A 16,216-nucleotide genomic window follows, 5' to 3' on the forward strand; every position below is an offset into this window, starting at 1 on the left:
ATTATATTGTATACTTACACGAGTTTCATTATGAGTAGACAAGTCAGAACAACACAACGACCGTCTGAAAAATACTGGTACACTTTGGCAGGCTACATTGCCCTTGGTGTTCTTGGTTTGATATATTTCGTTATTATGTACCAGCAGTATAGCGGTATGGAGGGCGGTTCATTTGGGATTGGATTCACTGCTGGTTTTGTACTGATTGGGATTTCTGCGTTAGGATTAGGAATCTATCCCGCGTTATTCAAGGACTCGATGGACCTCAGGAGTTCGCGGTCACGGTGGAAACCGAAGTGGTGGTTCTACATTGGTGGTGGATTTCTAACACCACTCCTCGGTTATCTCGTTACAGTGCAACTCGGATACGAATCTCTCGGACTTCTATTAGCGGTCGTAGCACACGCCTTCTCAGCAACTGTCACATCCTCTTTGTACCTCTATAGACGCCACAAATATGTTGGAATACCGTAGAGGCGTAGTAGCAGATTCTTCTTTGAGAAGATCACTCATGTAGTTCTACTTTCGCTCAAACCTTCACTTTCACTCTCCCCTCTTGGATTATCGCTTTTATATGCCCTCACGTCGGTCCCGAGTGCAATGGTCACCATCGAGTTGGAGAACGAAATCGACCGCTGGCAGTGGCGCTGTCCGCGAGGCCACACGACGTGGGAGCCCACGAATCATCATTTTTGGTGCTCGACCTGCGCGAAAATGTGGGGCGACGACGTTGAACCTGAGTTCGAACTCCTGAGAAACGAGAAGACCGGCGAAGTCGTCGAGCGCGACGATGTGGTTCTCGTCACGCCAGCGGGACCGTACGACGATATCGGAGGGGCGGTGTGAGCGTCGGTCACTCGTCGCGCCACGACCCCCAGACTTCGCGGTACTTCCCGAGTTCGCGGTACTCCTTCTTCCGCTCGAACACGTCGATACCGTACAGTGTCTCCTCGGTCTTGTCCCAATCGACGAGAACCCGGAAATCACCGACTCGGAGCTTGTACCCCGGGTGGTTCTTCAACCGGTCGAGAAAGTGCTCAGGGAAGTCTCCGATATCTTCGAGCTTGTTCAGAATGCGCTTTGCGTCCTGTTTTTCGAGTTGTTCGAGCGACGTCACCAGCGTCTCGGTGAGGACGATATCGTGGCCCATCCGCCGTCAGTCACTCCTCAGAGAGACCGAGGCGCTCTTTCGCGTCGGCCATCGACATCGTCCGACCGGCCGCAACGTCGCTGTAGCCGTCTGCGATGCCCTCCTGCGCGCCCGGCGTCAGAATCGGCTCGGTCGTGTCCCGGAGGACCTCGCGGACGAACTCCGAGCGGTTCGTGTAGTTCAACTCCTTCGACAACTCGTCGATCTCGTCGAGGAGACGACGCGGGACTTTCACGTTCAACTTCACCATGTCGTCGTTCTCACCAGTGTCAGTGCTCATACTGCGTGGTACGTGCGTGGTACTGATAGGCGTGACGGTCAGTCAGGGTTCGGGCAGATCGTCCTCGTCGACGTTGCCCGCGAGGAACTCGCGACCGAAGTCAGAGAGCCCGTAGACCCCGTCATCGTTAATCAACAGGTCCGACTCATTCAGGACTTTGAGTCTCCGGTAGACGTACTGTCGATCATACTCGATATTGTACGCCATTATTTTCGGGCTGACACCAATATCGTGTTTCTCGAAGAACAGAAGAATCTCGTAGTCGACCGGAGAAAACCACGAGATTCTCTCAACCATCTCTTGAGCGTCATCGCTCGACATAGTGCAAAAATAACACCTATTGTGGATAACTCTAGCTACATTGACAGACTAATTCTGAATACGAACGTAGACAAGAAATATATACAACAAGGACATTGGTCGTTAATGACGACTCTCACCGTGGCCTACAGGTCGCGGAAAACGCTCGGACTCCTGCGGAGACAGGACCCGAGCAACGGGCCGTCACCGTGGATGACGACCAAATCATCACTCTCGCGGGCACGCAATAAAGCCCGCGACACGACGACTGCAACGTCTTCGAACTGCCCCGCGTGCGCCACGCCCATCGAGGGATTCGCCGCGAGCGGCCCAGCCAGTCGCACGGTCGTTCCGTGCGGTTGCACCCTACCGAACGTCCGCGCGAGCGATATCGCGCGGGAGGACTAACACCATGAGTTACAACAATCTCGATACGCTCCTCGCGTTCTTGCGTGAGGACCTCGAACCCGGACAGGACCGCATCTACTACGCGAAGAACATCGCGACCAGAACCGACCTTGACGGGAAAGAAGTCGGCTACTGGTTCGCGCGGGCGACCGGAGTGTACCCGCAGTGGGACTCCGTGGAGTTCGATGGTCTCGAAATCGAACGCTACCGTCCTGAGACGAAGGCGACGCGATGGCGAGTGACCCGTCTTGAGGATGACGTGCGACTCGTCGCCGATGGCGGTGTTCGGTGGCTCGACCTGAGTGAGTTTCAGCAACAGGTCGTGAAGGCCATCATCGAAATCGAGCAGCGAGGAGGAGAGCCCTACGGACTCGGTATCAAAGAGTTGCTCTCGGAACGCTACAACGAGGAGGTCAACCACGGTCGCCTCTACCCGAACCTCGACGACCTCGTCGAACAGGGTATCATCGAGAAGAGCGAACTCGACAAGCGGACGAACGCCTACGAGTCCACGCCACTCGCTCGGTCGATGGTCGCTGGTGAGGCAGAGCACATGGCCTCGCTGGCCGGCCTCGAACTCGCCGAAGCCGTCGCTGACGGTGGTGAGCGGCAATGAGTTGCGGTATCTGCGGCTCGCGCTGTCGGGGTCGGCTCTGCCGCGAGTGCGAGCTGATGGAGCGCCTCGACGACGAACACGAGTGGCGCTCGGACGATGTCAACGACGACCTCGACGAAGAGGACGGCGTCGACCGCGGCGACGGTGTCGCCACCGACGGCGGGGAAGTCGAGTCCGGTTCATCGCGCGGCGCGTTCGAGACCGTCGCAGAGTGTCTCGGCATCTCGCTGGACACGCTCTACCGCCGGCTCGCGCACGAGACGCCGTCGAACCCACGCGAGTGGGAATCGCCCGTCCCCGGAGCGCAGGCGGCCGCCGGCGCTGACGAGATGCACGTCAACCTCAACGTCGAGCCGACCACCGCGCAGGGAGGCATCGGCGCAGAACTGAGCGACCGAGTCAACCAGCTCTACGTCGAGGCGACGACCGAGACCGTCATCTTCGAGGTTGCAGAGGAGTTCCAGACCGTGTCGTTCTCGACGACGTTCACTCCCGAGCAGGCCGAAGCGATTGGCGTCGCGCTGATTGCGGGCTCGAAGCGTGCCGCGGACGGCAACCCTGGCGTCATCGTCCGGAAGTACAACCTCGCCAGTATCGACCGTGGCGAGGGCATCGAGACTGATGGGGGGCGTGGCCAGGACGAACCGCTCAAAGTCATCGAGAACGGGACCGCGTACTACTACGAGGACGCTGACGACCCGGTTCGCCACGAAGGCCGCATCGAGATTTACGACCACTGGGTTCGCCTCTGCGGTGGGCCCGCCATGACCTGGGTCCCGCGAGAGAAGGTCCAGCAGGTGATGCAGATATGAGTTCTAACGACAAGCCGACGCCGTCGGTCCCGCCGACGGACTTTACGCGCTACGAGACCGGCAAAGGCTCTCGCGTCATCGAGACGAAACACGTCGAGACCTGCGACTGTGGCGGCGACATCGTTGACGAGACCATCGCGACCGGTCGCATGGTCGTCGGGATGTGGGACGCTGAGCATTTCGACCCCGACGAGTACCAGCTCTCCGAGGAGTGGAAGGAAACTGAGAGCCGCGTGCGCTGTACGCGGTGTGGCGCAGGGTGGTCTTACTGATGACGCCCGCGATCAAGTCCCTCGCCGGCGAGACCGAAGTCGAGTTCCACTGTGGCGTCGCTGCGGAGACCGACGAGTGCGACCACGAGCCCGAGACTATCGAACTCGACGAGCCGGCGTACATCGACGCCGAAGGGATGGTCTACCTTCCCGGTCGGCCGCTCGACTGCCCCGAATGTGGTAACCCGCACGACTTCCGCTTCAACGGCGTCGGGGTGATGTTCAGATGAGCCAGACCGGAAACACGGTGTCCGGGTCGTTCGACGACGACCGCAAGCAGTCGCTCGCGGTCGTCGAGGGCGACGACGTCTGCGCGGCGGTCTTCATCGGCCCCGATGCGACCGAGCACGATGTCGTCGGCCTCCTGGAGGACATCCGCGCCGAGGTCTCACAACTCACTGGGGGTGACCTTCGATGACGGAACACACCCGTTCGTACCGAAAGCGCTGCGAAGACTGCGGTCGCGTCGTGTCGATCCGCCCGTACTGCTCAAAATGCGGTGCACGCCTTCTCGACGACGACACATCTCAGCCAGTAACCCCCGAGGCGTCGTCGGTCTTATTCGACCGCTGGATGGGCCAAGCCTCAGAGAACATCGAAGAGTGGGGAGTCCAAGACGAAGCGACGCTCTTGCTCGCAATTCAGGAAGAACTGGGAGAGCTGACGCAGGCTCATCTCGAAGCGAAACACGAAGACAGTCGTGATAGCCGCGTCGACGAGGAACTCGATGACCTCGGCGCGTTGCTACTGCAACTCCACGAGTCGCGGCAGAGAGACGAACCCGAACCCGAGGTCAAGCAAGCGTATCGGCTCGCTTGCTTGCTCACGGACGCGGAGAACCTCATGTCTGGTGAGGCTGACGAACTCGCGTACCGCCGGCCACATCCCGACGAGCATCTCTATGATGTCGAGGAGGGTCTGAGATTCTCCTCGAACAGTATCCGAGAGAGCCACGAAGAGGTGATCTCGGATGTCTGAATACGAGACACGTCTCCGCAGACTCGACGAACTCGACCACGTCATGGGGGTGATCCGGTCGGTTCGTTCGTCCGAAGACGAGTTCCGCGCGAAGGTTGCTTCGAACTTCGGTATCGGCCCGGATGACTTCGACGTCGAGTCCGAGCTCGTCGGAGACGATATTGTCCATCGCGCGAGGTGGTCGCCGTGAGTGACCTCGAACCGCTCTCGCCCAATGACGCGATGGAGATGTGGCTCACTCGACAGCGGTCTGAGAAGGCCGACCAGACGGTTCAGAGCTACTACTACCGAGTCAATCAGTTCATTGAATGGTGCGATGAGAACGGCGTCGATAATCTCAATGCGCTCACGACGCGCGATATTTTCAAATTCGACACTGAACTGCGAGAACGCGACTTGTCTCAGTCAACACTGAAGAATCGATTCGGGACGCTGAAGCTGTTCCTCTCCTTCTGCGAGGACCTGAACGCCGTCGAGGAGGGACTGGTCAAAGCCATCGAAATTCCGAGTCTGCTGAAGGACGAGCGGGTGAACAAGGAGAAACTCGCATCGGGGCGGGCTGAGGAGATTCTCGACAACCTCGCCAAGTTTCGATTTGCATCTCGTGAGCACGCGATGTTCGCCCTTGCTTGGCACACGACCGTCCGTGTCGGTGCTCTGCGAGCGCTTGACGTCGGAGACTGCTACCTTGATGACGACGATTTGGACCGCCTTCGACACTACCCCGAAGTTGGTGAAGAGGAGTTTGAGGAGATCGTCGAGACTGTTGATACGCCGTTCGTCTATTTCCGACATCGGGAGCAGACGCCTCTGAAGAACAAGTTCGAGGGACAGCGTCCTGTTGCTATTTCGGATGAGGTTGCGGAGGTCTTGGACGCGTTCATCCGGGTGAATCGGGTTCCAGTGACCGACGATCATGATCGAGCACCTCTCTTCTCAACCGAGAAGGGAGAAAACCGGATGAGTCGAGGTGCGATTCGACGCGTTTTCAATATCATCACCCAACCTTGCCGTTTCGACAAACCGTGTCCGCATGGTCGGGACGTCCAGACCTGCGAGGCTCGGAAACACGGACTCGAACAGCGGTGTCCATCTGCCCGCTCACCACATCGGGTTCGGACGGGGGCGATCACACACCACCGTGATGAGGGGTGGCCGCCTGAGGTGCTGTCGGAACGCGCGAACGCGACTCCTGAAGTCATCCGGCAGCACTACGACCATCCAGATTTGCTCAAGCGGATGCAGTCACGTCGGGCGTTCCTCGGAGAGGATTCTGAGGAGGAGGACGAGGATGAATGAGATTTCCGCGCGTAGAACTCGGATTCTTCACCTCAGCGGTCCCACTCCACCTTTTTACTTCGTCGACTGTCGCTCAGAGAGCGACAGTCTCCTCGCAAAAATCTGGACCAAAAACGTCCCGCGAGGGCTCGCTTCGCTCCCCTCGCGGTGCAGTAATGCGGTTGTCCGTGCTCGGTCTGGTCTCGGATACTCAAGCGGTGCCGTGCCTCCGAGTGACCGGTGTCGTGCAGAACCATGTGTGAGACACTCGAGGTGCTAAAAGTAGCTAAATAGAACACTCTACTGCTACGAGGAACCCCTTTCCGAACATAACTAACGCAGAGATAGTCAACAGAGTGGAGAGACCAATCAGAACTGCACCGTCCCGCTGGACAACCGAATTCCCTCGTATCCACTTTTCGTATCCACTCAGAAGCCAATTTTCCACAAACACCTGTGAGTGCTCTTGGGAGGTGAATATCTGGTCAAGTGTGTCGCCAGAAACACCGCCAGTATACTCGACGGTCACATACAGATACGTTGCTGAGAAAATTGAAAACGTCAGTAGTCCGCTCCCGACCTGTGTGAACACGTTTACAAAAGAAACTGCGGTGACACAAGAGTCAGAGTCGATACCGATAGCAATAGCCGAAATGAGAATACTGGCTAACAGCAGGTTCAATTTGATCAACTGAATTGCGTCTGTTCGCAAGTGCTGGATTGAACTGACCTGATGACCGACTACGGTTTGAGCTTCTTCGAGAAGGGTGGAGAGTTCTGTATCGGAATCTACTGTTGGGACAATTCGGACGTTATCTTGCTCAACTCGCCGAGACCTCTCGCGAATGAGTGTACTGAATAGAATGAGGAGACCACCCGCAACGATACCCAAAGCGGGCCAGTCATACGGGGCAAGCGGGGTGTATATCGGGTGACTTTGAATAATTCCAGATAGTTGAACGAATATGAGACTAACCAGACCAACAGAGAACAATACCCGTCCAGCCAGCGATATGCCTGATTTGAATAATTCCTTGAGCCAGGACATGATATCTAAATGAACGTATCTGCAACGTGTGTGAAAACTCTACTCACCAGTCACCAGACCGCTTTCGTGGTTCCTTGTGCAGCGGAAGCAGGTCGCTGTGTAGATTCTTTCGACCCGATCTGAAATCGTGCCACTGGGTTCAACCGAGCGGAGGCGTGTTCTAGCTGACTTGTTCTACCAGCGTCCACGAGGAACTCGCTCCCCGTAGAACAGCTACGAGAACGCCAGAAACGCCAACACCAACTCGACGAAGAACGCAACCAGGCCCCATCGTCCCGGCGGTCCGCGACCCGACGACCACCGCGGAGACGCCGCCGACGAGTGGTGACCGACCAGGAGAAACGCGCCGCGTTGCCACTCTTCGACGAACTCGACGATGCTCTTTTCATCCATACAACAGTTCTCTCGTCGCCGGACGAAAATTTCGTGGCGACTGCGAGACCGAGGCGGTCCCACCCCTCGTCACTCGCACAACAGCCGCAAAAAACCGGCCGAGAACCGCTATTCAGGTCGAGACGGCATCGCAGGTCCAGCCGGGGTCGCTCCCCGTACGCCGGATGAGGTCCGCGCGGCACGCCGGACAGTAGTCGGGGACCGTCGTTTCGCCCCGCGGGACATAGACGCCGCCGCCGCATTCCACGCACGCATCGGCGACGACTGTGGTGCAGTCCGCACACAGGTTGAAGTCGTCAACCGTGAGGTCGCGCAGCACTTCGAGCTTTTTGTCCAGGATGTACTCGTCGATAACCGCCTGACAACTGTGGCACGGCTTCATAGCGATACAGCGTGTCAGATGTGACCATGACACATATACCTGTCGTCGGAGGAGTCTCTTGTCGCGGAATTTCAGTCGGAGGAGACCCTCGCCGGAGACGAGAACTGTCACGAATACACGCGATAGAGGCTAGCACGCCCGATGCGAACGCGATTCACAGAATTCATAAGTAACTCGGTGACGAGTTAGTATTTGCCACTGTCAGAGGCACATCGTGGTGGCAAACGGAATCAGTCGCCCACTACACCACCCATTCTCCCGTGTCTATCGATTCGAGCAGTGATGCCCACGAACTCGGTACCGGATGGTGTCCGAGACCGGGTCTCACCGCCGCGGGCTCGCGTCGGTGCGGGCGTCCCCGTATCGCTCTGAGAGCATCGCGTCCGCCGCCCGATGAGCGCCGACGAGAACGACCACGCCCGCGACGATAGTCGCGACCGACAGCGGCGTCGAGAGCAGGCCGAGAGAGACGATGAGCGTCGTCGCGCACGCCGGCGGGTGGACCGCGTCGAGTTCGACCATCCCCCAACTCGTCGCGGCGACTGAGACCCCCCCGCTCGTGACGAGTCGGAGCGTGTCCGTCGACGCGGCCGGAAGCGACGGACCGAGCGTCAGGTCGGGGGCGACGAGCGCGTAGGCCGCGAAGCCGACGACGGCTCCGATGGCGTGCCCGCCGACGATGCGAGTCGAGCGGGGGCGCGCGCCGCGCCGCCGAAACGCGAGCGCGAACGCCGTGGGGCCGAGGCTCGGAAAGACGAACGGCTCGCCGGTGGCCCACGCGATACCGCCGAGCGCGGCGACGAGCAGGCCGGCGGTGAGTCCCGTTTCGAGACCGTGCCGAGACATGGGACACGCTCTGTCGGCGGTGCGTGAAAACGCTGTCCGATTCGAGTGGGAGAGAGTCCGTCGGCGACGCCGAAAGCCGCCCGGAAGCGACGCTAACGGTCGGAGCGAGCCTAAATCCAGCCCTCTTGGGCGAGCAGTTCGCCGTTGAGAACCGAGGCCCCGGCCGCGCCGCGAATCGTGTTGTGCGCGAGGCAGTTGTACTTCACACCGTGTTCGGTCGACTGGATGCCGCCGGCCGAAATCTGCATCCCGTCGCCGCGGTCGCGGTCGAGACGGGGCTGTGGGCGGAACTCGTCCTCGAAGACGTGGATGAGCTGTTCGGGCGCGCTCGGGAGGTCGACGCCGGGGTACTCGCGCATCGCGGCGGCGACGTCCTCGGGGGAGGCGTCGTCGGCGAGGTCGGCGAAGACGCTTTCGAGGTGGCCGTCGAGCGTCGGGATGCGGTTACACGAGGCGTTGACCTCGGCGTCGTGGAGCGCGACCTCCGCGCCGTCGAACGAGCCCAGAAGCTTGCGGGACTCCGTCTCCATCTTCTCGTCTTCGCCGCCGATGTGCGGGATGGCGTTGTCGATAATCTCCATCGAGGTGACGCCGTCGTAGCCCGCGCCGGAGACCGCCTGCAGGGTCGTGACGTCGACGCGTTCGAGTCCGAACCGGTCGAGCGCGGCGAGCGTCGGGACCATCGTGATGGTCGAGCAGTTCGGGTTCTTCACGAGCGCGCCGTCCCAGCCGCGCTCGTCGCGCTGGACCTCGATGAGGTCGAGATGCCCGGGGTTTATCTCCGGAATCGTGAGCGGCACGTCGGGTGCCATCCGGTCGTTCGAGGAGTTCGAGGAGACGACGTAGCCCGCCTCGAGGAACGCGGGTTCGACCTCGGCGGCGACCGACGACGGGAGCGACGAAAACAGGAGATCGATGTCGTCGGGCACGTCCGCGGGGTCGGTGCTCCCGACTTCCATCGCGGCCACGTCGTCCGGGATGGGCGTGTTGACGCGCCACTTCGCGGCCTCGTCGTATCGCTTGCCCGCGCTCGACTCGCTCGCGGTCAGCGCCGCGAGTTCGAACGTCGGGTGGTCGTCGAGGAGTTGGATGAATCGCTGTCCGACTGCGCCGGTTGCACCGAGGATGCCGACTCGTACTGCCATTACCCGTGTCGTAGTGTGGCACGCGCATAAGGCCGTTTGGATTTGAACCAGTATTCGCGGCTGATAGTGCCAGAGAAGTGTAAGCTCGGGCGTTCTATCACGGTCGAACACGCAAATCGTCGTCTGTCGAACCAGCCACCGACGTGCGTTGGGAAAATCGATAGAATAACGTGCGGTTCCCTGAAAGACTACCGCAAATGTTCAGCAAGGTTCTCGTCGCCAACCGAGGCGAGATCGCGGTGCGCGTCATGCGCGCCTGCGAGGAGCTCGGAGTCCGAACCGTCGCCGTCTACAGCGAGGCGGACAAACACGGCGGGCACGTGCGGTACGCCGACGAGGCGTACAACATCGGCCCCGCCCGCGCGGCCGATTCCTACCTCGACCACGAGTCGGTCATCGAGGCCGCGCGGAAAGCCGACGCCGACGCCATCCATCCCGGCTACGGCTTCCTCGCGGAGAACGCCGCGTTCGCCCGAAAGGTCGAGGCGTCCGAGTTCAAGTGGGTCGGCCCGTCGGCCGACGCCATGGAGCGCCTCGGCGAGAAGACGAAGGCCCGCACGCTCATGCAGGACGCCGACGTGCCGGTCGTCCCCGGCACGACCGAGCCCGCCGACTCTGCCGACGACGTGAAGGCCGTCGCCGACGAGTTCGGCTACCCGGTCGCCATCAAGGCCGAGGGCGGCGGCGGCGGCCGCGGCCTGAAGGTCGTCCACTCCGAGGACGAGGTCGACGAGCAGTTCGAGACGGCCAAGCGCGAGGGCGAGGCGTACTTCGACAACGCCTCCGTCTACGTGGAGAAGTACCTCGAATCGCCGCGCCACATCGAGGTGCAGATTCTCGCCGACGAGCACGGCAACGTCCGCCACCTCGGCGAGCGCGACTGCTCGCTCCAGCGCCGCCACCAGAAGGTCATCGAGGAGGCCCCGTCGCCGGCGCTGTCCGACGACCTCCGCGAGCGCATCGGCGAGGCCGCCCGCCGCGGCGTCCGCGCCGCCGGCTACACCAACGCCGGCACCGTGGAGTTCCTCGTCGAAGACAGCGTTGCGTCGGAGACGCAACGAGCAGACGGCGAAGCCGTCGACGCCGAGTTCTACTTCATGGAGGTCAACACGCGCATCCAGGTCGAACACACCGTCACCGAGGAAGTGACGGGTCTCGACGTGGTGAAGTGGCAACTGCGCGTCGCCGCCGGCGAGGAACTCGACTTCTCGCAGGACGACGTGGAGATCGAGGGTCACTCGATGGAGTTCCGCATCAACGCGGAAGCCCCCGAAAAGGAGTTCGCGCCCGCGACGGGCACGCTCGCGACGTACGACCCGCCGGGCGGCATCGGCGTCCGCATGGACGACGCCGTCCGTCAGGGCGACGAAATCGGCGGCGACTACGACTCGATGATTGCCAAGCTCATCGTCACCGCCTCGGACCGCGAGGAGGTCCTCGCCCGCGCCGAGCGCGCGCTCGCCGAGTTCGACATCGAGGGGCTCCGCACGGTCATCCCGTTCCACCGCCTCATGCTCACCGACGAGGCGTTCCGCGAGGGGAGCCACACGACGAAGTACCTCGACGAGGTGCTCGACCCCGACCGCATTCAGGCCGCCGTCGAGCGCTGGTCGCCCGAGGCCGTCGCCGACGATGACGACGACGACGAGGTCACGGAGCGGACCTTCACCGTCGAGGTCAACGGCAAGCGCTTCGAGGTCAGCCTCGAAGAGCGCGGCGCGCCCGCCATCCCGGTCGGCGACGCCTCGGCGGGCGGTTCCAACTCGTCCGGCCCGCGCAAGCGCCGCGACGACGGCGGCGACGACGACGCCCAGCAGATTATCGAGGGCGACGGCGAGTCCGTCACCGCCGAGATGCAGGGAACCATCCTCTCGGTCGAAGTCGAGGAGGGCGACGAGGTCGAACCCGGCGACACCGTCTGCATCCTCGAAGCCATGAAGATGGAAAACGACGTGGTCGCCGAGCGCGGCGGCACCGTCTCGCAGGTCCTCGTCTCCGAGGGCGACAGCGTCGACATGGGCGACGTGTTGCTCGTCCTCGAATAGTCGGCTCGCGACGTCGAACCCGACGCTCGAACCGCGAACCTCTTTTCCCGTGCGCCGGTAGCGACCTCCATGAGCGACACGCGACGCGCCCTCCTCGACGCACTCGCCGCGGGTCCCGTCTCCGGGCCCGACCTCGCCGACCGACTGGACGTCTCCCGCGCGGCCGTCTGGAAACACGTCGAGTCACTCCGCGACGAGGGGTTCGGCATCGAGAGCGCCGACGACGGCTACGTCGTCACCGACGTGCCGGAGTACGGCGGCCCGGCAATCGAGTACGGTCTCGGCGTCGACTACGACGTGGAGTTCCACGAGACGCTCGACTCATCGAACCACCGCGCCCGCGAACTCGCCGCCGAGGGGGCGAGCGACGTGGTCGTCGTCGCCCGCGATCAGACCGCCAGCCGGGGGAGAAAGAACCGCGAGTGGTCCGCGCCCGACGGCGGCGTCTGGATGAGCCTGCTCGTCCGCCCGGACGAACCGCCGGCGTACGCCCCGCTGTACACGCTGGCGATGGCTGTTGCCGTCTGCGACGCGGTGCGCGAGGCCGGAGTGGACGCGAAAATCAAGTGGCCGAACGACGTTATCGTGAGCGAAGCGAACGATAACTCGTCGGGCGCGCAAGCGTCCGACGGAGTTGCCACGAGGGAAGCGAGTGGCGGTTCGTCTGCGAATGCAGAAGGTGTTGCCACGAGGGAAGCGAGTGGCGGTTCGTCTGCGAATGCAGAAGGTGTTGCCACGAGCGAAGCGAGTGGCGGTTCGAACGACGCCGCCACGGCCGACGGCCGCGGCTACCGGAAGCTCTGCGGCATCCTCACCGAGATGGAAGGCGAGGCCGACCGCGTCTCGTGGCTCGTCATCGGCCCCGGAACCAACGTCAACCTCGACCCCGCGGACCTCCCCGCGGGCGCGACGAGCGTCGCCGCCGAGGCCGGTCCCGTCGAGCGCCGCGTGTTCGTCCAGCGGGTGCTCGAACGCTTCGACGACCTGCGCGACGACCTCGACGCGGTCCTCCCCGCGTGGCGCGAGCGGGCGGACACGCTCGGCAGGCGGGTCCGCGTCCACACCGCGAGCGGCGTCATCGAAGGCGACGCAATCGACGTCGAACACCCCGGCACGCTCGTCGTCCGAACCGACGAGGGAGAAACGCGAGTCCACGCCGGCGACTGCGAGCACCTGCGCCCGGCCGACAACGGGCGCTGAATCCGCGACCGAACCCGCGCACCGCTGTTTCTGCTGTTCCGCTACTCGCCGCCGTCTGCGGTCGCCGTCGAGTCGGCGGCCGCGTCCGCCTCCGCGGGCGACTCCGGCGCGGCGTCGTCCGGCACCTCGCCGGCGGCCTCGTCGCCGTCGCCGCCCTCGATGCGGACTGTCAGGACGGGGACTGTCGACGCGCGGACGACCTTTTCTGCGACCGACCCGAGCAGGAGGCGGTCGATGCCGCCGCGGCCGTGGGTCCCCATGACGATGAGGTCGCACTCGCCGCGCTCGGCGAACTCGACGATTTCCCGGCTCGGCGTCCCTTCGAGGACGTGCGTTTCGGCGGGGACACCCTGCGCCTCGGCCGCGCGCTCGACCTTGTCGAGCGCCGACTCGGCGTCGGCGCGCAACATGTCGTCGAGCCCCTCCCACGACGATTCCATCGGGAGCCCCGCGAAGCTCCCCGCGTTCACCACGTACACCCCGTGGAGTTCCGCATCGTGGACGGCCGCTAACGCCGCCGCGTGGACCGCGACGCGCTCGGAGCCGGCTGAGCCGTCGATGGGAACGATGATTCGGTCGTACAACACCATGACACTTGGTAACATATTCTCGGGGTCGGTAATAACCCTTTGCTACGGGAGGAGTACTGCGAGAATAGGTCGGCGTTCGTGAGCGTTCTGCGGCCCGGCAGGAGCGGATTCCGGAAGCGTGGAGTCGTCCGAACTCAGAGGTACACGTCTTTCACGTCCGCCTGCCCGGCCCGGCGGACGACGGCGCGGACCACGTCCTCGACGCCAGCGAGGTTGTCCGTGTCGCCGTCGAGGACCAGAAGCTTGGCGTCGCGGCCCTCCTCGACGAGGCCGTAGTTCAGCCCGGCGATGTCGGCCCCGTTGACGGTCGCCATGCGGAGGACTTCTGTGGCCGACACGTCCGCCAGCTTGGAGGTGAACTCCATCTCGCGGAACATCGAGGGGCTGTTGAGCATCACGTTGTCCGTGCCGAGCGCGACGGTAGTACGGTCGACCAGTTCGCGAATCGGCGCGACGCCCGCGTCGGTGACGAGGTTCGACCGCGGGCAGACGACGATGGGTATCTCGCTGTCCTCGACGCGTTCGAGGTGGAGCGCCTCGGGGTGGACCATGTGGACGAGGAAGTCCGGTTCGAGGTCCAACGCGGCGTTGATGTCGTGGGCGTCGCGCTCGCCCGCGTGGATGCCGAACAGCTTTCCGGCGGCCGCGGTCGCGTTCCGGAGCGCGCCGAACTCGCCGTCCCGCGCGCCCGACGCGCCGAACCCGTCGGCGATTTCCATCGCGTCGGCCGTCTCGCGGCCGAGGACGACCGCCTCGATATCGCGGCCGTCGAGCGCCCGTCGGATGACGTCGACGCCCTCGACGCCGCCCTCGCGGAACTCAACACAGGCCGCCGTCCCGCCGGCCTCCATCATCCGGAGCGACCGGTGCATCGCGGCGGCTTTCTCCTCGGTGCTGGCCGCGCGGAGCAGTCGGTGTTTCAGCCCGTCCGGCGGCGCGACGAGGTCGTCGAGCGACAGCCCCTCGCCGGCCTCCTTGGCGATGGAATCGCCGAGGTGGGTGTGGGCGTTGACGAACGCGGGTAGGACGATGTCCGTCGAATCGGTCGCCGTCTCCTCGATTTCGGTTATCGTGCCGTCCTCGACGACGACCCGCCCCTCGACCGGGTCGAAGTCGCGGCCGCGGAGTATCGTACCCTCGAGTTGCATCGCTCTCGAATGCGTCTCGGCGGGGCTTGAACCTCCCGTCTCGGGACGGCGGCTACTCGAACTCGTCGAGCGTCGCGTTGAGGCCGCTTCTGACCTCGGCGACGAGCGCGCCGTCGGCGTCGAGGCCGAGCACGTCCGCGGCCGCGCGGCCGACCCGCTCTGTCTCCTCGCGGGGGGCGTAGACGCCGAGTCGCCACTGCTGTTCCTGCGCGGTCCGGAGCGCCTGCACGAGCGGCGATTCCCGCTCCAACTGCCGCATCTCGCCGTTGACCATCACCCGCGACGACGACTCGGTCATCGACGGGCGCGCGGGCACGTCGAGGATGACGGACTCGGGCGACACGTCGGCGGCGTCGGCGATGTCCCGCTCGAACGCCGCGAGCGCGTCGTGTTCGGCGTCGATAATCGAGTCGGGGACGTTCGGCAACTCCGCCCAGACGGCCCGCTTGTAGAGGTCGCGGGTGGCCAGTCGCTCGGCGAACCCCCTCGTCGAGTCGGTGAGACGGAGCGCGACGAGCAGGTCCGGGTCGTCCATCCGGCGAAGCTCCTCGGCGTCGATGTCGGGCTCGTCGAGCAGTCGCTCCGACGCCCGCCGGAGCATCGCCTTCGAGATGCGCGCGACGTGGTGCTGGTAGACGGTCGGGTTCATGAGCGCGCGGGCGAGAAGCAGGGATTCGGCGGTCTGGACGTTCCCCTCCGCGAGGACCAACTCGCCGTCGACGAACGTCAGCTCTCGAATCAGTCGCTCGTGGTCGATGGTGCCGTAGGGGACGCCGGTGTGGTGGGCGTCGCGCACGAGGTAGTCCATGCGGTCCACGTCCAACTCCCCGGAGACGAGCTGTCCGAACTCGCCGTCACCCTCGACCAAGGCGGCCACGCGCTCGGGATCTAACCCCTCGTTCTCCAGCGTCTCGCCGACGGTCCCGCGGGCGACGAGTTCCTCCACGTCGTCGTGGTACTTGCCGGTGTGGCGGTGGGTCACGTCCTCGATGTTGTGGCTGTAGGGGCCGTGGCCGACGTCGTGGAGGAGCGCCGCGGCCTCGACGTGGGCGGCGGCGTCGCCCTCGATGCCGAGGTGCGAGAGGGCGCGGGAGGCGAGGTGGTAGACGCCGAGGCTGTGTTCGAACCGCGTGTGGTTCGCCGAGGGGTAGACCAGTTGGACGGTTCCCAACTGCTTGATGTGCCGGAGTCGCTGCATCTCCGGCGTATCGAGGAGGGCTTCGGCCGCGCCCTCTACCTCGATGTGGTCGTGGACGCTGTCCTTGATGGTCGTCATGGTGGGTGAGTCGACCGCCACCGGTCAAAAAGGGTCGGACGGGGAGTCT

22 protein-coding genes are annotated in these 16,216 nt (G+C 63.3%); 11 read left to right on the forward strand and 11 right to left on the reverse strand.

The features are described 5' to 3' along the window. Window positions 1-30 precede the first annotated feature (30 nt). Window positions 31-474 carry a hypothetical protein gene (locus ACFQI8_RS03450; RefSeq protein ID WP_390242815.1) on the forward strand — a complete coding sequence of 148 codons (444 nt, stop codon included), beginning with the start codon at window positions 31-33 and terminating at the stop codon, window positions 472-474. 240 nt (window positions 475-714) lie between these two features. Then, a complete protein-coding gene (locus ACFQI8_RS03455) occupies window positions 715-846 on the forward strand; it encodes a hypothetical protein (RefSeq protein WP_390242816.1) in 132 nt (43 codons plus the stop codon). Window positions 847-853: 7 nt separating this feature from the next. Here the strand turns inward: ACFQI8_RS03455 and ACFQI8_RS03460 are convergent, their stop codons facing one another. The 3 genes from ACFQI8_RS03460 to ACFQI8_RS03470 are packed head-to-tail and all read right to left on the reverse strand — an operon-like array spanning window position 854 to window position 1,751. Beyond that, window positions 854-1,150, reverse strand: coding sequence for a type II toxin-antitoxin system RelE family toxin (locus ACFQI8_RS03460; RefSeq protein ID WP_390242818.1), 297 nt, complete (start codon window positions 1,148-1,150; stop codon window positions 854-856). Between the two features lie 10 nt (window positions 1,151-1,160). Further along, complete coding sequence (locus ACFQI8_RS03465) at window positions 1,161-1,430, reverse strand: ribbon-helix-helix domain-containing protein (RefSeq protein WP_390242819.1); 270 nt, start codon at window positions 1,428-1,430, stop codon at window positions 1,161-1,163. Window positions 1,431-1,472: 42 nt separating this feature from the next. Beyond that, complete coding sequence (locus tag ACFQI8_RS03470; RefSeq protein WP_390242820.1) at window positions 1,473-1,751, reverse strand: MarR family transcriptional regulator; 279 nt, start codon at window positions 1,749-1,751, stop codon at window positions 1,473-1,475. A gap of 391 nt (window positions 1,752-2,142) precedes the next feature. Here ACFQI8_RS03470 and ACFQI8_RS03475 point away from each other — a divergent pair, with 391 nt between their 5' ends. From ACFQI8_RS03475 to ACFQI8_RS03505, 7 genes are all read left to right on the forward strand, one after another. Further along, complete coding sequence (locus ACFQI8_RS03475; RefSeq protein WP_390242821.1) at window positions 2,143-2,754, forward strand: helix-turn-helix transcriptional regulator; 612 nt, start codon at window positions 2,143-2,145, stop codon at window positions 2,752-2,754. Then, the gene (locus ACFQI8_RS03480; protein ID WP_390242822.1) at window positions 2,751-3,566 is read left to right on the forward strand and encodes a hypothetical protein; all 816 of its coding nucleotides are present in this window, start codon (window positions 2,751-2,753) and stop codon (window positions 3,564-3,566) included. The genes ACFQI8_RS03475 and ACFQI8_RS03480 overlap by 4 nt, the downstream gene beginning before the upstream one ends. Continuing rightward, window positions 3,563-3,838, forward strand: coding sequence for a hypothetical protein (locus tag ACFQI8_RS03485; RefSeq protein WP_390242823.1), 276 nt, complete (start codon window positions 3,563-3,565; stop codon window positions 3,836-3,838). Before ACFQI8_RS03480 ends, ACFQI8_RS03485 begins: the two co-directional genes overlap by 4 nt. Then, window positions 3,838-4,068 carry a hypothetical protein gene (locus tag ACFQI8_RS03490; protein WP_390242824.1) on the forward strand — a complete coding sequence of 77 codons (231 nt, stop codon included), beginning with the start codon at window positions 3,838-3,840 and terminating at the stop codon, window positions 4,066-4,068. The genes ACFQI8_RS03485 and ACFQI8_RS03490 overlap by 1 nt, the downstream gene beginning before the upstream one ends. Next, window positions 4,065-4,256 carry a hypothetical protein gene (locus ACFQI8_RS03495; protein ID WP_390242825.1) on the forward strand — a complete coding sequence of 64 codons (192 nt, stop codon included), beginning with the start codon at window positions 4,065-4,067 and terminating at the stop codon, window positions 4,254-4,256. The genes ACFQI8_RS03490 and ACFQI8_RS03495 overlap by 4 nt, the downstream gene beginning before the upstream one ends. Continuing rightward, window positions 4,253-4,816 (forward strand): nucleoside triphosphate pyrophosphohydrolase family protein, encoded by a 564-nt coding sequence (locus ACFQI8_RS03500; protein ID WP_390242826.1) that lies wholly within the window; start codon window positions 4,253-4,255, stop codon window positions 4,814-4,816. The genes ACFQI8_RS03495 and ACFQI8_RS03500 overlap by 4 nt, the downstream gene beginning before the upstream one ends. 222 nt (window positions 4,817-5,038) lie before the next feature. Beyond that, window positions 5,039-6,115: a tyrosine-type recombinase/integrase gene (locus tag ACFQI8_RS03505; RefSeq protein ID WP_390242977.1), complete on the forward strand. Its 1,077-nt coding sequence runs from the start codon at window positions 5,039-5,041 to the stop codon at window positions 6,113-6,115. Window positions 6,116-6,380: 265 nt separating this feature from the next. Here the strand turns inward: ACFQI8_RS03505 and ACFQI8_RS03510 are convergent, their stop codons facing one another. From ACFQI8_RS03510 to asd, 5 genes are all read right to left on the reverse strand, one after another. After that, window positions 6,381-7,142, reverse strand: a complete 762-nt coding sequence (locus tag ACFQI8_RS03510; RefSeq protein WP_390242827.1) for a hypothetical protein — start codon at window positions 7,140-7,142, stop codon at window positions 6,381-6,383. A 213-nt stretch (window positions 7,143-7,355) separates the two neighbouring features. Continuing rightward, window positions 7,356-7,535 carry a DUF8144 family membrane protein gene (locus ACFQI8_RS03515; protein ID WP_390242828.1) on the reverse strand — a complete coding sequence of 60 codons (180 nt, stop codon included), beginning with the start codon at window positions 7,533-7,535 and terminating at the stop codon, window positions 7,356-7,358. Between the two features lie 112 nt (window positions 7,536-7,647). Next, complete coding sequence (locus ACFQI8_RS03520) at window positions 7,648-7,917, reverse strand: DUF7571 family protein (protein ID WP_004042445.1); 270 nt, start codon at window positions 7,915-7,917, stop codon at window positions 7,648-7,650. Window positions 7,918-8,241: 324 nt separating this feature from the next. Further along, window positions 8,242-8,763 (reverse strand): HPP family protein, encoded by a 522-nt coding sequence (locus ACFQI8_RS03525; protein ID WP_390242829.1) that lies wholly within the window; start codon window positions 8,761-8,763, stop codon window positions 8,242-8,244. A 110-nt stretch (window positions 8,764-8,873) separates the two neighbouring features. Beyond that, a complete protein-coding gene (asd, locus tag ACFQI8_RS03530; protein WP_390242830.1) occupies window positions 8,874-9,908 on the reverse strand; it encodes an aspartate-semialdehyde dehydrogenase in 1,035 nt (344 codons plus the stop codon). 197 nt (window positions 9,909-10,105) lie between these two features. Between asd and pccA the strand changes: the two genes are divergently transcribed. Together pccA and ACFQI8_RS03540 are read left to right on the forward strand one after the other, a co-directional pair. Beyond that, entirely contained in the window at window positions 10,106-11,953 is a 1,848-nt protein-coding gene (pccA, locus tag ACFQI8_RS03535) for a propionyl-CoA carboxylase biotin carboxylase/biotin-carboxyl carrier subunit (RefSeq protein WP_390242831.1), read from the forward strand. Between the two features lie 69 nt (window positions 11,954-12,022). Beyond that, a complete protein-coding gene (locus ACFQI8_RS03540; protein WP_390242832.1) occupies window positions 12,023-13,153 on the forward strand; it encodes a biotin--[acetyl-CoA-carboxylase] ligase in 1,131 nt (376 codons plus the stop codon). A gap of 41 nt (window positions 13,154-13,194) precedes the next feature. On the opposite strand, the gene ACFQI8_RS03545 is transcribed toward ACFQI8_RS03540, so the two are convergent. From ACFQI8_RS03545 to ACFQI8_RS03555, 3 genes are all read right to left on the reverse strand, one after another. Beyond that, window positions 13,195-13,743 (reverse strand): universal stress protein, encoded by a 549-nt coding sequence (locus ACFQI8_RS03545; protein WP_390242833.1) that lies wholly within the window; start codon window positions 13,741-13,743, stop codon window positions 13,195-13,197. Between the two features lie 134 nt (window positions 13,744-13,877). Then, window positions 13,878-14,891 (reverse strand): amidohydrolase family protein, encoded by a 1,014-nt coding sequence (locus ACFQI8_RS03550; RefSeq protein ID WP_390242834.1) that lies wholly within the window; start codon window positions 14,889-14,891, stop codon window positions 13,878-13,880. Between the two features lie 52 nt (window positions 14,892-14,943). Beyond that, on the reverse strand, window positions 14,944-16,167 hold the full coding sequence (locus ACFQI8_RS03555) for an HD domain-containing protein (protein WP_390242835.1): 1,224 nt from the start codon (window positions 16,165-16,167) through the stop codon (window positions 14,944-14,946). Window positions 16,168-16,216 lie beyond the last annotated feature (49 nt).

Origin of the sequence: Haloferax chudinovii, assembly GCF_042663345.1 — an archaeon.
Taxonomy (GTDB): Archaea; Halobacteriota; Halobacteria; order Halobacteriales; family Haloferacaceae; genus Haloferax; species Haloferax chudinovii.

Bases quoted from the DNA above. Each gene is read 5' to 3' on its own strand.
- ACFQI8_RS03460 (WP_390242818.1), bottom strand. From the start codon at position 1,150: ATGGGCCACGATATCGTCCTCACCGAGACGCTGGTGACGTCGCTCGAA.
- ACFQI8_RS03455 (WP_390242816.1), top strand. From the start codon at position 715: ATGTGGGGCGACGACGTTGAACCTGAGTTCGAACTCCTGAGAAACGAG.
- ACFQI8_RS03450 (WP_390242815.1), top strand. From the start codon at position 31: ATGAGTAGACAAGTCAGAACAACACAACGACCGTCTGAAAAATACTGG.
- ACFQI8_RS03485 (WP_390242823.1), top strand. From the start codon at position 3,563: ATGAGTTCTAACGACAAGCCGACGCCGTCGGTCCCGCCGACGGACTTT.
- ACFQI8_RS03540 (WP_390242832.1), top strand. From the start codon at position 12,023: ATGAGCGACACGCGACGCGCCCTCCTCGACGCACTCGCCGCGGGTCCC.
- ACFQI8_RS03520 (WP_004042445.1), bottom strand. From the start codon at position 7,917: ATGAAGCCGTGCCACAGTTGTCAGGCGGTTATCGACGAGTACATCCTG.
- ACFQI8_RS03495 (WP_390242825.1), top strand. From the start codon at position 4,065: ATGAGCCAGACCGGAAACACGGTGTCCGGGTCGTTCGACGACGACCGC.
- ACFQI8_RS03525 (WP_390242829.1), bottom strand. From the start codon at position 8,763: ATGTCTCGGCACGGTCTCGAAACGGGACTCACCGCCGGCCTGCTCGTC.
- asd (WP_390242830.1), bottom strand. From the start codon at position 9,908: ATGGCAGTACGAGTCGGCATCCTCGGTGCAACCGGCGCAGTCGGACAG.
- ACFQI8_RS03480 (WP_390242822.1), top strand. From the start codon at position 2,751: ATGAGTTGCGGTATCTGCGGCTCGCGCTGTCGGGGTCGGCTCTGCCGC.
- ACFQI8_RS03505 (WP_390242977.1), top strand. From the start codon at position 5,039: ATGGAGATGTGGCTCACTCGACAGCGGTCTGAGAAGGCCGACCAGACG.
- ACFQI8_RS03475 (WP_390242821.1), top strand. From the start codon at position 2,143: ATGAGTTACAACAATCTCGATACGCTCCTCGCGTTCTTGCGTGAGGAC.
- ACFQI8_RS03465 (WP_390242819.1), bottom strand. From the start codon at position 1,430: ATGAGCACTGACACTGGTGAGAACGACGACATGGTGAAGTTGAACGTG.
- pccA (WP_390242831.1), top strand. From the start codon at position 10,106: ATGTTCAGCAAGGTTCTCGTCGCCAACCGAGGCGAGATCGCGGTGCGC.
- ACFQI8_RS03510 (WP_390242827.1), bottom strand. From the start codon at position 7,142: ATGTCCTGGCTCAAGGAATTATTCAAATCAGGCATATCGCTGGCTGGA.
- ACFQI8_RS03490 (WP_390242824.1), top strand. From the start codon at position 3,838: ATGACGCCCGCGATCAAGTCCCTCGCCGGCGAGACCGAAGTCGAGTTC.
- ACFQI8_RS03500 (WP_390242826.1), top strand. From the start codon at position 4,253: ATGACGGAACACACCCGTTCGTACCGAAAGCGCTGCGAAGACTGCGGT.
- ACFQI8_RS03555 (WP_390242835.1), bottom strand. From the start codon at position 16,167: ATGACGACCATCAAGGACAGCGTCCACGACCACATCGAGGTAGAGGGC.
- ACFQI8_RS03515 (WP_390242828.1), bottom strand. From the start codon at position 7,535: ATGGATGAAAAGAGCATCGTCGAGTTCGTCGAAGAGTGGCAACGCGGC.
- ACFQI8_RS03550 (WP_390242834.1), bottom strand. From the start codon at position 14,891: ATGCAACTCGAGGGTACGATACTCCGCGGCCGCGACTTCGACCCGGTC.
- ACFQI8_RS03545 (WP_390242833.1), bottom strand. From the start codon at position 13,743: ATGGTGTTGTACGACCGAATCATCGTTCCCATCGACGGCTCAGCCGGC.
- ACFQI8_RS03470 (WP_390242820.1), bottom strand. From the start codon at position 1,751: ATGTCGAGCGATGACGCTCAAGAGATGGTTGAGAGAATCTCGTGGTTT.